Annotated in this window: 14 protein-coding genes, 3 tRNA genes and 1 pseudogene; 16 read left to right on the plus strand and 2 right to left on the minus strand. The window is 37.1% G+C overall.

Annotated features, from left to right (window positions below; all coding sequences use genetic code 11):
• Positions 1 to 40 precede the first annotated feature (40 nt).
• The 6 genes from M014_RS0116735 to uvsE all read left to right on the plus strand — a co-directional run bounded on the left by M014_RS0116735 (position 41) and on the right by uvsE (position 8583).
• Positions 41 to 1456, plus strand: coding sequence for an amino acid permease (locus tag M014_RS0116735; RefSeq protein WP_026592765.1), 1416 nt, complete (start codon positions 41 to 43; stop codon positions 1454 to 1456).
• A 109-nt stretch (positions 1457 to 1565) separates the two neighbouring features.
• Positions 1566 to 2840 (plus strand): MDR family MFS transporter, encoded by a 1275-nt coding sequence (locus tag M014_RS0116740; RefSeq protein ID WP_026592766.1) that lies wholly within the window; start codon positions 1566 to 1568, stop codon positions 2838 to 2840.
• 309 nt (positions 2841 to 3149) lie between these two features.
• Complete coding sequence (locus tag M014_RS0116745) at positions 3150 to 4238, plus strand: D-alanine--D-alanine ligase (protein ID WP_026592767.1); 1089 nt, start codon at positions 3150 to 3152, stop codon at positions 4236 to 4238.
• A gap of 62 nt (positions 4239 to 4300) precedes the next feature.
• Positions 4301 to 5677, plus strand: a complete 1377-nt coding sequence (locus M014_RS0116750; protein ID WP_026592768.1) for a UDP-N-acetylmuramoyl-tripeptide--D-alanyl-D-alanine ligase — start codon at positions 4301 to 4303, stop codon at positions 5675 to 5677.
• Between the two features lie 305 nt (positions 5678 to 5982).
• Positions 5983 to 7527 carry a DEAD/DEAH box helicase gene (locus M014_RS0116755; RefSeq protein ID WP_026592769.1) on the plus strand — a complete coding sequence of 515 codons (1545 nt, stop codon included), beginning with the start codon at positions 5983 to 5985 and terminating at the stop codon, positions 7525 to 7527.
• A 93-nt stretch (positions 7528 to 7620) separates the two neighbouring features.
• The gene (gene uvsE / locus M014_RS0116760) at positions 7621 to 8583 is read left to right on the plus strand and encodes a UV DNA damage repair endonuclease UvsE (RefSeq protein ID WP_026592770.1); all 963 of its coding nucleotides are present in this window, start codon (positions 7621 to 7623) and stop codon (positions 8581 to 8583) included.
• Positions 8584 to 8586: 3 nt separating this feature from the next.
• Here the strand turns inward: uvsE and M014_RS28555 are convergent, their stop codons facing one another.
• Entirely contained in the window at positions 8587 to 9147 is a 561-nt protein-coding gene (locus M014_RS28555) for a rhomboid family intramembrane serine protease (RefSeq protein WP_081811071.1), read from the minus strand.
• 92 nt (positions 9148 to 9239) lie between these two features.
• On the opposite strand from M014_RS28555, the gene acpS reads away from it, so the two are divergent.
• The 6 genes and pseudogenes from acpS (at position 9240) to M014_RS0116800 (ending at position 14634) form a co-directional block, all read left to right on the plus strand.
• Positions 9240 to 9599, plus strand: a complete 360-nt coding sequence (gene acpS, locus M014_RS0116770; protein WP_026592771.1) for a holo-ACP synthase — start codon at positions 9240 to 9242, stop codon at positions 9597 to 9599.
• A gap of 156 nt (positions 9600 to 9755) precedes the next feature.
• Positions 9756 to 10703, plus strand: a complete 948-nt coding sequence (locus M014_RS0116775; protein WP_026592772.1) for a LolA family protein — start codon at positions 9756 to 9758, stop codon at positions 10701 to 10703.
• 120 nt (positions 10704 to 10823) lie between these two features.
• Positions 10824 to 11444 (plus strand): annotated as a pseudogene (gene alr, locus M014_RS27115) (alanine racemase); the annotation flags it as partial.
• A gap of 313 nt (positions 11445 to 11757) precedes the next feature.
• The gene (locus M014_RS0116790; RefSeq protein ID WP_000004571.1) at positions 11758 to 12045 is read left to right on the plus strand and encodes an antitoxin EndoAI; all 288 of its coding nucleotides are present in this window, start codon (positions 11758 to 11760) and stop codon (positions 12043 to 12045) included.
• 4 nt (positions 12046 to 12049) lie between these two features.
• The gene (gene ndoA / locus M014_RS0116795; protein WP_000635965.1) at positions 12050 to 12400 is read left to right on the plus strand and encodes a type II toxin-antitoxin system endoribonuclease NdoA; all 351 of its coding nucleotides are present in this window, start codon (positions 12050 to 12052) and stop codon (positions 12398 to 12400) included.
• Between the two features lie 65 nt (positions 12401 to 12465).
• Positions 12466 to 14634 (plus strand): Tex family protein, encoded by a 2169-nt coding sequence (locus M014_RS0116800; protein ID WP_026592775.1) that lies wholly within the window; start codon positions 12466 to 12468, stop codon positions 14632 to 14634.
• 102 nt (positions 14635 to 14736) lie between these two features.
• Here M014_RS0116800 and cmpA read toward each other — a convergent pair whose 3' ends face one another.
• A complete protein-coding gene (gene cmpA, locus M014_RS29275) occupies positions 14737 to 14853 on the minus strand; it encodes a cortex morphogenetic protein CmpA (RefSeq protein ID WP_090694145.1) in 117 nt (38 codons plus the stop codon).
• A gap of 255 nt (positions 14854 to 15108) precedes the next feature.
• On the opposite strand from cmpA, the gene M014_RS0116810 reads away from it, so the two are divergent.
• The 4 genes from M014_RS0116810 (at position 15109) to M014_RS0116825 (ending at position 15928) form a co-directional block, all read left to right on the plus strand.
• Positions 15109 to 15594 carry a SprT family protein gene (locus tag M014_RS0116810; protein WP_026592776.1) on the plus strand — a complete coding sequence of 162 codons (486 nt, stop codon included), beginning with the start codon at positions 15109 to 15111 and terminating at the stop codon, positions 15592 to 15594.
• An 83-nt stretch (positions 15595 to 15677) separates the two neighbouring features.
• Positions 15678 to 15752: transfer RNA gene (locus M014_RS0116815), tRNA-Asn, on the plus strand.
• A 3-nt stretch (positions 15753 to 15755) separates the two neighbouring features.
• Positions 15756 to 15846: transfer RNA gene (locus M014_RS0116820), tRNA-Ser, on the plus strand.
• Between the two features lie 7 nt (positions 15847 to 15853).
• Positions 15854 to 15928: transfer RNA gene (locus tag M014_RS0116825), tRNA-Glu, on the plus strand.
• Positions 15929 to 15946: the final 18 nt, after the last annotated feature.

Here is a 15946-nt window from a genome sequence, read left to right on the forward strand (position 1 = left end):
TAATTAAATTTCAGAAAATTGAAACTTAGAGGTGCATGCTATGAAGCAAATTTTTCAGAAAAAGCCAATTGCAAAATTACTGCAGGAAAGTAAACAGAAAACATTAGCAAGAACATTGGGAGCGCTAGATTTAACAATGCTTGGGATTGGGGCTATTGTTGGAACGGGGATTTTTGTTCTTACTGGTGTTGTGGCAGCGAAACATTCTGGACCAGCTATCATCTTGTCATTCGCTATAGCTGCATTAGCTTGTGCTTTTGCTGCATTCTGTTATGCAGAATTTGCATCTTCTGTTCCCGTTTCGGGAAGTGTTTACACGTATACATACGCGACGATGGGAGAGATATTTGCATTTTTAATTGGATGGGATTTAATGTTGGAATATTTATTAGCAACATCTGCGGTAGCTAATGGATGGTCTGCTTATTTCCAATCTTTATTAAAAGGCTTTGGAATTCACATTCCGACCATTCTATCTTCTGCTCCTGGAACGGGAAAGGGTGGCCTTATTGATTTACCAGCTGTCATTATCATTTTAATTATGACTGTTCTTTTATCTAGAGGTGTACGTGAAAGTGCTCGCGTAAACAATATTATGGTTTTTATTAAGATAGCAGTTGTATTACTCTTTATCTTTGCTGGTTTTACTTATGTAAAGCCGGAAAACTGGACACCGTTTATGCCGTTTGGTCTCGATGGCGTAATGGCTGGGGCTGCAACAGTATTCTTTGCATTCATTGGATTTGATGCTGTATCGACAGCAGCGGAGGAGGTAAAACGTCCGCAACGTGATTTACCAATTGGTATTATAGCATCCTTACTCATTTGTACCATTCTTTATATCGTTGTTTCACTTATTTTGACAGGGATTGTACCTTATGGTGAGCTGAATATTTCTGATCCGGTAGCTTTTGCACTTCAGTTTATTGGACAAGATGGTTTAGCAGGTGTTATCTCGGTAGGAGCAATTACAGGAATTACAACTGTAATGTTAGTTATGATGTATGGGCAGGTACGTGTTTCATATGCAATGAGTCGTGATGGATTACTGCCGAAGCGTCTTGCGAAAGTTCATCCGAAATTTAAAACACCATTTTTAAATACATGGACAACAGGTATTATAGCAGCGCTTATTTCAGGTCTTATTGATTTAAATGTACTAGCCCATCTTGTAAATATGGGGACATTATCCGCATTTGCACTTGTAGCTGTTGCTGTTATTGTAATGAGAAAAACACACCCAGATTTACCACGTGCTTTTAAAGCGCCGCTTGTGCCAGTTTTACCTGCGTTAACAGTTATCTTTTGTTTATATTTAATGCTTCAACTATCAGGAACCGCATGGATGAGCTTCGGTATTTGGATGGTGATTGGTGTAGCGGTTTACTTCTTATATAGTCGGAAGCATAGTGTTTTAAATAATAAAGAAGATAAGGAAGATGTAGCAAATTTATAGGAGAGGGATCCGTTCTAAATAGAATAGAACGGATCTTTTTATTTTGAAAATTTACAGTTTTCTAATATTGATATAAGATAAGGAGTGGCTGATTAAAGGGGTGTTGTAAATGAAAAAGACGTGGCGTGAGTTACAAGCGATGGATCGTAACGTGTGGATTCGTTTTATAGGGGAAACGTTGAATGGAATTGCAATGATGATGTTAATGCCGTTTTTTGCATTATATTTAAAAGATAAAGTAGATTCTTTATTAGAAGTAGGGGTCATTATGGCACTTTCTCCCATTGCAGCAAGTTTTGGTTCTCTAATAGGGGGGAGAATTGCTGATATATATGGTAGAAAACCCATTATGATATTTTCGATGGCGAGTAATGCATTGTTAATGCTTGGTTTTTTATTTATAGAAGGGTTTATTCCTTATGCTATTCTGTCTATTTTTTTAGGATTAAGTAACTCGCTATTCCATCCAGCAGCATCGGCGATGGTAGCGGACGTGACAGCACCTGACAAGAGAACAGAGGCGTACGGTTTATTACGAATGGGACATAATATTGGGGCAGCAATCGGGCCGATTATGGGGGCTTCGGTAGTTGTGCTTTCCAAAAATTTAGTGTTTATTATTGCTTCATCTACAATGCTATTTTATGCACTTCTTGTGTTAATGCTTATTCAAGAAACCATGCCAAAAGCTGCATTGAAAGAGCGAGGGGATACGAAAAAGGAATCAGAATCGGTTTGGAAAATTGTTCTGAGGGATAAGGTACTCATAATTTATTTATTGGCGGGTATTATTGTTTCCATGGGTTTTTCACAAACAGAAGGTATGCTCCCTCTTCATTTTGATAATGAAATGAAAGAGATATTTGGTAAAAACAACCCATATCCATATTTAATGGCTTTAAATGGACTTCTAGTTGTTTTATTCCAATTTCAAATTTCAAAATGGGCAACAGATAAACCGGTTGGAAAGACGATGTTATATGGAGCTTGTTTATTTGGAATTGGATTGCTTTTCATTGGTTGGTTACCTAAGTGGTTTGGTGAATCTGGAGCAAATGCTACGGTTATTTTAATAACATTACTTGTTGTTTATGCAGTATATACGCTAGGTGAAATGATTATGTCGCCTGTACAAATGACATTTGTTGCAAATTTAGCACCAGAGCATTTACGTGGAACATATATGGGGGCGGCGAGCTTACAGTGGATTACAGGGAATGCATTCGGCCCGCTTCTTGGCGGATTATTACTAGATCGATTGCTAGGGCACTTGTTGTTCACGGTTTTAGGAGTGGGATGTGTAATAGCAGGTCTTGTATATATTTCTTTAGATCGCCTTGTGGAACAAAGACAAAAGGAAGATGTGGTGAAACAATCCTCATAATTAATAGGTGACATACACATAAAGCGGTATTTCTTCATATATATAGGTGCATAACTAGAATAGGTCATAACTTTGTTGCAAGGAAAGATATGGAATTAGAATAACTGTTTATCCCGCTATTTGTAGCGGGTTGCCCGTAAAATTCCGATTGGTGAGTTCTGTCATTCAAGGGATTGGCATTTTATCCTGTTATTTAAGGGAAGTAAGGTCAATGCTGAGAAAAGTTTCACTTTATTTTAAATAGGACTGCCTATTTTTATAAAAAGTGCTAAAATAGAAAAATGAAAACAATTGGTTAGGGTGATTTCATTGACTAAAATTAAATTAGGTTTATTATATGGTGGAAAATCAGCAGAGCATCAAGTTTCATTACAAACAGCTCTTGCTGCGATTAAAGCATTAAATCAAGAAAAATTCGAGATTCATCCAATTTATATTACAGAGCAAGGCCAATGGATGCGTGGTGAGCGCATTGAAGGTGAAGTAACGAGTGTGCAGGCATTACAAATGAACGGAGAGGAGAATGCAATTTCTCCAGTATCATTAAGTTCAGAAATCATCCCTGTTTCTTCTTCTAAGCAAGAAGAGGCAATTGATGTTATTTTCCCATTGTTACACGGACCAAATGGTGAAGATGGAACGGTACAAGGGCTGTTAGAATTAATGAACATTCCATACGTTGGTAATGGTGTATTAGCATCAGCTGCTGGTATGGATAAAGTTGTTATGAAAAATATCTTTGCGGAAGCTGGATTAAAACAAGCGAAGTACGTATCTTTCATTCGTAGTATATGGGAGAAAAACCGTCAAGTAGCTTATGATAAAGTAGAAGAAAAACTAGGGTACCCATGTTTTGTAAAACCAGCAAACCTTGGATCAAGTGTTGGGATTAATAAATGTAAAGATCGTGAAGAATTAGAGAAAGCATTTGAAGAAGCGTTCCAATTTGACCGCAAGATTATTGTAGAAGAAAATATTGTTGGTCGTGAAGTGGAAGTTGGCGTTTTAGGAAATGATGAGCCGAAATGTTCTGTTGTAGGTGAAATTGTACCTAAGAAAGAATTTTATGATTATAAATCAAAATACATTGATGGTGATACAGCGCTAATTATTCCAGCTGAAATTACAGAAGAAGAGTCAGCTACGATTCAACGAGATGCAATTCTTGCGTTCCAATCATTAGATGGTGCTGGATTAACACGAGCGGATTTCTTCTTAACGAAAGATGGGGAAGTATATATTAATGAAGTAAATACAATGCCGGGATTTACGCCATTTAGTATGTTCCCATTATTATGGCAACATACTAACTTACCTTATCCAGAGTTGATTGAAGAATTAATTCGTTTGGCGATTGAGCGTCATGAAGAAAAGAAAAAAATTAAATATACAATCTAACAAAAAAGGGGGAAGCACTATTCAAGAGAATAGTGTTTCTTCTATGTAAGGAGTGTTTTTTTATGATAAAACGAACGTTAAAACAAATTGAGCAAATGACGAATGGTACAGGGTTAGTAGAGGAATATGCCGAAATTATAGTACAGGGCGTATCAATTGATACACGAAAAATTGAAAAGAGTAATTTATATGTTCCGATTCAGGGCGAGCGTTTCGATGGACATTCTTTTGTAGAGAAAGCAATTGAAAATGGTGCTATAGCTACACTTTGGAAAAAGGATGTACAAAATCCACCTACTAATATACCGGTGATTTTTGTAGAGGATACTCTATCCGCGTTGCAAACATTAGCGAAAAGTTATCGTGATCAGCTAGATGTGAAAGTTATAGGTGTAACAGGAAGTAATGGTAAAACGTCTACGAAAGATATTGTAACAAGCCTCCTTGCAACTAAATTTAAGGTTCAAAAAACAGAGGGAAACTTTAATAACCATATCGGTTTGCCGCTTACTATTTTAAGCTTAGAAGAAAATACAGAAATGGCTGTATTGGAGATGGGGATGTCTAGCCGAGGTGAAATTGAATTTTTATCTAAGTTAGCTCGCCCTAATGCTGCGATTATTACCAATATTGGGGAAGCACATTTGATGGATTTAGGTTCTCGTGATGCGATTGCTGAGGCGAAGCTTGAAATCGTGACTGGTTTACAAGAAGGTGGAGTATTTGTATACAATGGGGATGAACCTCTATTAACAAATCGTGTTCCACAGATGAATCTATCAGCAGAAACTGTTACATTTGGTGATGCGAGAGCAAATGATTATTATCCCACTTCAGTAACATTGCAAGCAACGGGGACGTATTTTAAAATGAATCAGGATGAGAATATTGTATTTTATCTTCCGGTTCTTGGGAAACATAATGTATATAATACGCTCGCATCAATGGCGATTGCAAAATACTTCGGTGTAACATGGGAAGAAATGAAACAGGGTTTAGTAACACTTCAAATGACAGGCATGCGTATGGAAATTGTGAAAGCAGAAAATGGGTTAACAATTATTAATGATGCATATAATGCAAGTCCAACAGCTATGGAAGCTGCATTTCATTTAATGAATGGTTTAGATGGATTTTCTAAAAAAGTTGTTGTTCTTGGTGATATGTTAGAACTTGGAAACCAAGAAGTGCAATTTCATTACGAAGTAGGTAAGCTAATTGATCCAGCTCGAATTTCCTATGTATTTACGTACGGTAGACTAGGTACTCAAATTGCTGAAGGGGCAAAAATTAACTTCCCTAATGAACGTGTAAAAGCATATGACAATAAAGAAGAACTTGTGAAAGATTTAAAAGCAATCATTGATGTGAAAGACGTTGTATTAGTGAAAGCATCTCGTGGAATGAAGTTAGAAGAAGTTATTACGATGTTGAAATAATTGGTGTGTGTAAATAGGGATGACAGATACAAAAATAGTGGAAACTGCTAATAAGCGCTTACAGTAAAAAAATGAAAAATAAAAGTAAAGAAAAAAGCTCTTTATATGAAATAAGGTAACAGTTGGGTTTGCTTTTTGCACATACAAAACTTATAATTGATAAAGTGTAATAACGTTTAGAAGTATTTTCGTGAAGAATATACGCCCGTTTATATACGTGAGAATTCAGGAAAAGGGCTTTTCCGCAAGTTCGGAAAATGCCTTTTTTTAAATGATAAGTATAGGATAGAAAAGGAGAAGTAACATTGACAACATTTCGAGAATTAGGATTAAGTGAGTCTTTACTGCAATCTGTTGAAAGTATGGGCTTTGAAGAGGCTACGCCGATCCAAGCTGAAACAATTCCACATGCATTGCAAGGTAAAGATATTATTGGGCAAGCGCAAACAGGTACAGGGAAAACAGCAGCATTTGGATTGCCACTATTAGACAAAGTGGATACACATAAAGAATCAGTTCAAGGTATTGTTATCGCGCCAACGCGTGAATTAGCAATTCAGGTTGGAGAAGAGCTTTACAAAATTGGTAAGCATAAACGCGTTCGTATTTTACCAATCTATGGTGGCCAAGATATTAACCGCCAAATTCGTGCTCTAAAAAAACACCCACACATTATTGTTGGTACGCCGGGACGTATTTTAGATCACATTAACCGTAAAACACTTCGTCTACAAAACGTAGAAACTGTTGTTCTTGACGAAGCAGATGAAATGTTAAACATGGGCTTCATTGAAGATATTGAAGCAATTTTAACAGATGTGCCAGAAACACACCAAACATTATTATTCTCAGCAACAATGCCAGACCCAATCCGTCGCATTGCTGAGCGTTTCATGACTGAACCTCAACACATTAAAGTAAAAGCAAAAGAAGTAACAATGCCAAACATTCAGCAGTTCTATTTAGAAGTGCAAGAAAAGAAAAAGTTTGACGTATTAACACGCTTATTAGATATTCAATCTCCAGAGCTTGCAATCGTATTTGGTCGCACAAAGCGTCGTGTTGATGAATTATCGGAAGCATTAAACTTACGTGGTTATGCAGCAGAAGGTATTCATGGTGATTTAACACAAGCGAAACGTATGTCTGTATTACGTAAATTTAAAGAAGGTTCTATTGAAGTGCTTGTTGCAACAGACGTTGCGGCGCGTGGTCTTGATATTTCAGGTGTAACACACGTATATAACTTCGATATTCCACAAGATCCAGAATCATATGTTCACCGTATTGGTCGTACTGGTCGTGCTGGTAAAAAAGGTATTGCAATGTTATTTGTAACACCACGTGAATCAGGACAATTAAAAAATATCGAGCGTACAACAAAACGTAAAATGGACCGCATGAATGCACCGACACTTGACGAAGCATTAGAAGGTCAACAGCGTTTAATTGCAGAAAAACTTCAAAGCACAATTGAAAGTGATAACTTATCATACTACAAGCGTATTGCAGAAGAAATGTTAGAAGAGAATGACTCTGTAACAGTAGTAGCTGCTGCTTTAAAAATGATGACAAAAGAGCCAGATACAACTCCAATCGCTTTAACATCAGAACCACCAGTTGTTTCAAGAGGTGGCGGTTCTAAAAAACGCGGTGGTAACGGAAGTGGATACCGTGATGGTAACCGTAACCGTAGTCGTGATGGACGCGGCGGAGATGGTCGTAATCGTGATCGTAACCGTGATGGTAACCGCAACCGTGGTGGTCGTAAAGGTGAAGGTCAAGGTCGCCCAGGATCTTCAAATGGACGTGGCGAAAGAAAACATCATAGCCGTAAACCACAAGCTTAATAAAAAAAGAGGATGTCCCAAAAGGACATTCTCTTTTTTTATTTATGTAATTGTACATACTACATAGTAAGTTGTATAGAAAAGAGGTGTTTTATGCTTGTAAGACTTGGCTATGTGGCAATGAGTGTACACTTGAAAAATGCATCTCCGTCTCAAACAATGACATATGCGCAGTTTCAGCGTATGAAGGATCGAGAAGCGGCGATTCATAAACTTGAGAGAATTGCTAATTCTAATTTAGAGAATTGTTTGCGGCTATTAAAACATAATAAGGGGCATGATATATCTTTTTTTCGGCTTAGCTCAAAATTAATTCCTTTAGCAAATCATGAAGAATTGCTGGATTGGAACTATATTCGTCCCTTAAAGGAGAATTTAAAAGCGTTAGGTGAATTTGCACATCAGATGAAGATGAGGCTCGATTTTCATCCAGATCATTTTGTTGTATTGAATTCTCCGCAAGAAAACATTTTTAAACAGTCAATAAAGACGCTTCAAATGCATCGAAAGTTGCTAAAAGGAATGGGGATAAAGCGAGGGCATCGCTGTGTGTTACATGTTGGTGGTGGATATGATGATAAAGAGCTTGCGTTAGAACGTTTTATTGAAAATTGGTCAAACGTTCCTGTGAGTATTCAAGAAATGATTATGTTAGAAAATGATGATACGACCTTTTCATTAAAAGAAACATTATATTTAGGTGAAAAATTGGCAGTTCCGGTTGTGTTTGATTTGCATCATCATATGATGAATAACGATGAAGAAGATTGGTATGAAAATTGGGAACGTGTAGTGGATACTTGGAAAACATCTTTATTGCCAATCAAAATGCATATTTCCAGCCCGAGAGAAGGAAATGACCCTAGAGCACACGCAGATTTTATTAATGTAGACACATTTTTATCATTTTTACAGAAGATCAAAGGTAGCGTTTCGCGAATTGATTGTATGATTGAAGCCAAAAAGAAGGATGAGTCGGTATTTCAACTAGTACGAGATCTTGGTACAAAACCAGAGGTGGAAATAATCGATGGTGGGAGCTTTTTTATTAAATAAGCTCTACACCATCGATTTTTTTGTTAAAAATGGGGTGCAAATGCCACCGATTAGTAATCCAGTTAAATGGCTAATAGGGTTAGCGGAAGGATTAAAGAAGGTGAAAAGAAGTAATAAAAAGATAATTGCAGAAAAGAAAACTAACTCTTTTGGCTGGTAAGATTGAGAGCGGCTATATAAAAGGAAAAGCTGTGCACCAAGTAACCCAAAAATTCCACCTGATGCACCGGCATGAATATACCCGATAGGCATAATCATATAAGAAAAAATATTGCCACTAATGCCAGCTGTGAGAAATAAAATAGGGAAGCGAACGCTACCTAGCTGTTCTTCGATAGATTGACCGAGAAGAAGTAAACAAATGCTATTAGAAAGAAAGTGTTGAAAATCTACATGTATAAATAGTGAGGTTATAAATCGCCACCATTCTCCCTTAGAAATATATTCATTGTAAGCAGCTAAAGTAGAGAAGAAAAAATTTCCTAGTATCATCATGATGAGTTGCAAGCAAAGTAAAGCGAGAACGACAGGTTGTAAGGTAGTCCGAATACGTGTCATGGGCATTTTATATTTTCACTCCTTTTGCATCAGAAAGATTCTCTGTTATTCTTACAATATGAATGAAGGAAGATAAATAGAAGAAGGGGACTGTTGAAATGATTATAGGGATTGGGATTGATATTATCGAACTAAATCGAATTGAAAAAATGCTAGATGGAAAGCTTAAATTTATGGAACGTATTTTAACTGAGGAAGAACGTAATGTTGCTTCTGAATTAAAAGGAAATCGTCTTGTAGAATTTGTAGCGGGAAGGTTTGCAGCGAAAGAAGCATACTCTAAAGCGATTGGAACTGGTATTGGGAAAGAGGTGAGTTTTTTAGATATTGAAATAAAAAATGATGAAAGAGGTAAACCAGTTCTCACGGCGAATACGGAGCATATCGTTCATTTATCAATTAGCCATAGTAGAGAATTTGCAGTGGCTCAGGTTGTTTTAGAAAGCTCGTCACGCTAGTCTGCATATTTTATATCTTTGTCTCATATATTTGAGTTAGCGATAAGGAAGAAGTATCTTCCATTCATTTATAGGGGCAAGGGGGATGAAATGATGAAAAGGCGGCTATTTTTAGTTATTGTCGGTTTATTGACCGTTTTCGTGTTAGCAGGTTGTATGGAAAAGAAGCAGGAAGATGTTTTGCGAGATTTAGAAGCGAAGGTTAAGAATATGAAGAGTTATCAAGCTGAAGCAAAATTATCTATTAAAACGGGGAATGAACCACAAGAGTATAATGTGGAAGTGTGGCATAAGGAACCTTCTTATTATCGTGTGAATTTGAAGAATGCGAAGAAGGATCAGAGTCAAATCATTTTAAGAAATAATGAAGGTGTATTTGTATTAACACCATCCCTTAATAAAAGTTTTCGGTTCCAAAGCGACTGGCCGCAAAATAGCAGTCAGGCTTATTTATATGAATCACTTGTAAGAGATATTTTAACTGATAAAAATCTTTCATTTAAGAAAACGGATAAATATTATGTGTTTCAGACAAAAACGAATTATCACCATCAAAATATGCTACCGAGGCAAGAAATTAAATTTAATAAAAGTGATTTAGCTCCTGTTTCGGTAAAATTGATGGATAATGATCAAAATGTTTTTGTGAAAGTAGAATTCTCAAAAGTGAAGTTTGATACAAAGTTTGATAAGGGTGCATTTGATACGAAACAAAATATGTCTCGGGCACAAGTAGATGTGCAAACGACTGCGAAAGAAGATAAACCATTTGCTGTTCTATATCCAAGTGATACTCCGCAGGGGATGGTTTTAAACGAAGAGAAAGAGTTAAAGACGGCAAGTGGCAAGCGTGCGATACTCACATACACTGGAAACAAGAAATCCTTTACATTGATACAAGAAAAGGCGAAGGTTGCTGAAGCTTCAGCGTCAATAAGTGTAAGTGGAGAGTTAGTTGATCTAGGCTTTACAATTGGAGCGCTAACAAAAGACTCACTAACATGGTCTCATAATGGAGTGGAATATATGCTCGTGTCTAAAGGTTTGAAAACAGATGAGCTGTTAATGGTAGCTCGTTCTGTTGCAGAAAAGCAGGTGAAATAAACTTTTTAGACGTGGTGATATATATGCGCCACGTTTTTTTTTGTCTTTGGGAATGGATTTCATAAAAAGATGAATATAAAAGAATGAGCTTCGCATATCGTATACAAGGAAGTGCTTTTTATGGAAGAATCAGCATTTTACCGTGATACGTGGGTAGAAGTGAATTTGGATGCAATCTATAACAATGTAACAAACATCAAAGAAATTGTACCAGAAGATGTAGAGATTTTTGCTGTAGTGAAAGCAAACGCATATGGACATGACCATGTTCCAGTAGCAAGAACAGCGCTAGAAGCAGGTGCAACAAGATTAGCAGTTGCTTTTTTAGATGAGGCACTAGTGCTTAGGTGAGCTGGGATTACTGCATCAATTTTAGTAATAGGTCCTTCACCGCCATGTGATGTGAATGTTGCTGCTGAGAATGATGTAGCGCTAACTGTTTTTCAAAAGGAATGGGTTGAAGAGGCGATAGAAATTTGGGATAGCCCGTTCCCTATGAAGTTTCATATTAATTTCGATAGTGGTATGGGTAGGATTGGGATTCGTGAATGTAAAGAGCTAAAGGAATTCTTGAACAGCTTAGAAGATGCCCTGTTTTTAGAATTGGAAGGGGTATATACGCATTTTGCAACAGCGGATGAAGTGGAGATATCTTACTTTGATAAGCAGTATAACACTTTTTTAGAGCAACTGAGTTGGTTGAAAGCATTTGGGATGAACCCAACATTTATTCATACGGCATGGAGAAGTGGTAAAAGTAATAAACTATTTAAATGATATATAAATAAACATCTTAATAATGGTTATGACCTATAAAAATAATCCGTGGGGGGTTGACTATCGGTGAATGTTGCAGGCCTCCATTAATGGAAGGTTCGCATTGTTTTCTGTTAAGAAAGAGATAAAAAGTAAATGAAAGTGAATGTTTTGTTGGGGAATTGGAAAACATAAACAGGGAATAAGGAAGTCTTTGCAACAGGCTCCATACAATGGTATTATTACAATAGGTGTCATATATATTTGGGTGTGTAGTTGACGGTGGAGGTGTATTTTTGTGTCCGAATCAAGTGTAACTACTGAAATCGTGGTTCGGTTGCCGAAGCAAGTGGTAACGGAATTGGACGGAATTGGAAAACAAGAGAATAAGAATCGCCATGAACTAATTTGCCAGGCAACACAACTGTTATTGCGTCAACATAAGACGAAGAAACGCTACCAACATGAATCAATGCGACGTGGGTACATTGAAATGGGAAAAATTAATCTTGGTATTGCATCTGAAGCTTTCTTAGCAGAGTATGAAGCAGCTCATACAGTAGAACGCTTAGTTAGCGGGGGGTAATATTTTGATTGTAAAACGCGGCGACGTGTATTTTGCAGACCTTTCCCCAGTTGTTGGTTCTGAGCAAGGAGGCGTTCGTCCGGTTCTTGTCATTCAAAATGACATCGGGAATCGTTTTAGTCCGACTGTGATTGTAGCGGCTATTACTGCACAGATTCAGAAAGCAAAATTGCCCACGCATGTGGAAATTGATGCGAAAAAGTACGGGTTTGAGAGGGATTCTGTTATCTTGCTCGAGCAGATTCGAACAATCGATAAGCAACGCTTAACGGACAAAATCACTCATTTAGATGAGGTGATGATGAGTCGTGTAGATGAAGCTTTACAAATTAGTTTAGGACTAATAGATTTTTAAATCGGCAGTTTAAGTTGCTCTTTTTTAGGGGCAACTTTTTTTATTAGAGGAGGTTTCGGTTGTATATGGAAATGGTAGATAATCGGCAAGGGTTAATGAAAATGTTAGTGAAAGAATTAGGCTTTACAGAAAAGCAGGTTCGTCATGTGATTCAATTAACAGAAGAAGGTAACACAGTTCCATTTATTGCTCGTTACCGAAAGGAATGGACAGGCTCTTTAGATGAAGTACAAATTCGTGCCATCTTAGAAAGATGGCAATATATGATGCAACTTGAAGATCGAAAAGAGGAGGTTCTTCGTCTCATTCATGAAAAGGGAAAATTAACTGAAGAGTTGCATCAGCATATTATATCTGCAACAAAACTACAAGAAGTGGAAGACTTGTACCGCCCGTATAAAGAAAAAAGAAGAACGAAAGCGACGATTGCTAAGGATAAGGGGCTTGAGCCTTTAGCTGAATGGTTACTTCTGTTTACGAAAGAAGACCCAAAAGCTAAGGCGAAAGAGTTTGTTAATGCTGAGAAAGAAGTGCAATCTGTCCAAGAAGCATTGCAAGGTGCGCAGGATATTATTGCAGAACTTGTATCAGATGATGCGGCGTATCGTAGTTGGATTCGTAATGTTACCTTTAGAAAAGGAATGATTGCGTCTTCTGTAAAAGATGAAGAAAAAGATGAAAAAAATATATATGAGATGTATTACGGCTATGAAGAGCCGTTGCAAAGGGTTGTACCTCATCGTGTATTAGCCATGAATCGTGGTGAGAAAGAAGAGGTTCTAAAAGTTTCTATTGTCTCACCGGTTGAAGAGATTGTTCGTTTTTTACATAAAAAGGTGATTCGGGATGTTTCTTCTAAAAGTGCAGAATATGTACAATTAGCGATTGAAGATGGATATAAGAGGTTAATACAGCCATCAATTGAAAGGGAAATTCGAAAAGAATTAACTGAAACAGCAGAAGAACAAGCAATTCATATTTTCTCTGAGAATTTACGTAATTTATTATTACAGCCACCAATGAAAGGGAAAGTGGTATTAGCGGTAGATCCTGCGTATCGAACAGGTTGTAAGTTATCAGTGGTAGATGATACAGGGAAAGTTCTGTATATTGGTGTTATTTATCCGCATCCACCTGTTCGGAAGTATGAAGATGCAAAAGAAAAAGTTATTTCTATTATAGATAAATATCAAGTTCAGATGATTGCGATTGGAAATGGTACAGCCTCTAGGGAAACAGAAGAGTTTATAGTGGATGTCTTACAATTAGTGCCACAAGATGTATTTTATATTATTGTCAACGAAGCGGGTGCTAGTGTATATTCAGCTTCTGATTTAGCTCGTGAAGAATTTCCGGATTTGCAAGTTGAAGAAAGAAGTGCCGTTTCGATTGGAAGACGTCTACAAGATCCGCTTGCAGAACTTGTGAAAATTGATCCGAAATCAGTTGGGGTAGGACAATATCAACATGATGTATCACAAAAGAGATTAAATGAATCATTAACATTTGTTGTGGAAACAGCTGTTAACCAAGTAGGAGTGAACGTGAATACGGCCTCTGTAGCACTATTACAATACGTTTCTGGATTATCAAAAACAGTTGCGAAAAATATTGTAAACAAACGTGAAGAAGACGGGAAATTTACTAAGCGTACAGAATTAAAGAAAATACCACGATTAGGTGCTAAAACGTATGAACAATGTATTGGGTTTTTACGTATATTAGAAGGTGAAAATCCACTTGATAGAACAAGTATTCATCCAGAGCAGTATAAAAATGTTGAATTATTATTAAAAAGTTTAGGATTATCGATTGATGATGTAGGACAACAGCATTTGCAAAAGTGTTTAGAAGGAGTGGAGCTTTCTAAATTATCTCAAGCGACGAATATTGGTGAGCCGACATTAATCGATATTATAGATGCTTTAATTAGTCCAGAACGAGATATGCGTGATGAATTGCCAAAGCCACTTTTGAAAAAGGGAATTCTCAAATTAGAAGATTTAAAGCGCGGTATGGAGTTAGAAGGAACGGTGCGAAATGTTGTTGACTTCGGTGCATTTGTTGATATTGGTGTGAAACAAGATGGTTTAGTACATATTTCTAAACTGAGCAAACAGTTTGTGAAGCATCCGTTAGATGTGGTGTCTGTCGGGCAGATTGTAAAAGTATGGGTAGATGATGTTGATATGAAGAAAGGGCGTGTTGCCTTATCGATGTTACCTATTGAATAATGATGGAAGTAGGTATAACATTGCTTTTTTTCATGAACGGATGTTAGTAAAAATTTAAATAGTGGGGGTTCTTCAGCCCCCACTGATTAAACATTCACTTTATCAGGAATTTTGATGCGTTCTGCTATAATAAAACCAGCACTCATTTAACAACTTAATTTGATACCGGTTTTTTTCGAAATATGCGCGTTGCATTTGTTTTCGGAGCCATGTAGGCATAAGAATCCCTCCTTGTTTAATCCGGCTCTAACAAGCAGCTCCCTACACACTAAGATAAGATTCAAAGTAAGTGAAAAGCTCAATCTTAGGAACTGCTTATAAGAGTTTGGTTAGCGAAGTTCCATGAATAGATGTGGAAGAGGCTAGTTCATAGAAGTTGCGCTTTTTGAATGAGGATGGGTATATGTACTACTTAATATATGTATAAGAAAGAAGAAAAGTGTAAGTTTATTTTTAGTTTTTAGGGGGATGAAAATGAATGGAAAAGAAATTCAAAGACTTGTAGAAGAAATATCGTTGCAATATTTCGGGAGGGCTTTTTTACATAAAGCAATGTTCAATAAACGACTACGTACAACTGGTGGAAGGTATTTGCTCAGAAGTCATAATATAGAATTAAACTATCGTCATTACGAAGTGTATGGAAAAGAAGAATTAATTGGCATTATTAAGCATGAGTTGTGCCATTATCATTTGCACATTATGGGGAGAGGGTATCAACATCGAGATCGAGATTTTCGTCAGTTATTAAAAGAGGTTGGAGCCCCTAGATTTTGTAAGAGAATAACAGGTGAGAGAACAGAGCCTAAAACACATGTGTATGAATGCATGGAATGTACGCTTCAATATTTAAGAAGGCGTCAAATCAATACAAAAAGATATGTTTGCGGAAAGTGTAAGGGGAAATTAAAAGAGATAAAAAACACCTTGACAGTTAAAAATCAATCCAGTATATTATAAACATGTCACGTTTGTACAAGATGTTGTATAAATGACTTGACTTACAATATGAATTTTTATAAGATGTAAATTGTCTTTCTTATTCCGCAGTAGCTCAGTGGTAGAGCTATCGGCTGTTAACCGATCGGTCGTAGGTTCGAGTCCTACCTGCGGAGCCATACAGAGAAGTACCCAAGTGGCTCAAGGGGCTCCCCTGCTAAGGGAGTAGATCGCTAACGCGGTGCGAGGGTTCGAATCCCTTCTTCTCTGCCATTTTATTGGCCCGTTGGTCAAGTGGTTAAGACACCGCCCTTTCACGGCGGTAACACGGGTTCGAATCCCGTACGGGTCACCACTTTTGGAGGATTAGCTC

The organism is Bacillus sp. UNC437CL72CviS29, from assembly GCF_000482345.1.
Lineage (GTDB): Bacteria > Bacillota > Bacilli > Bacillales > Bacillaceae_G > Bacillus_A > Bacillus_A arachidis.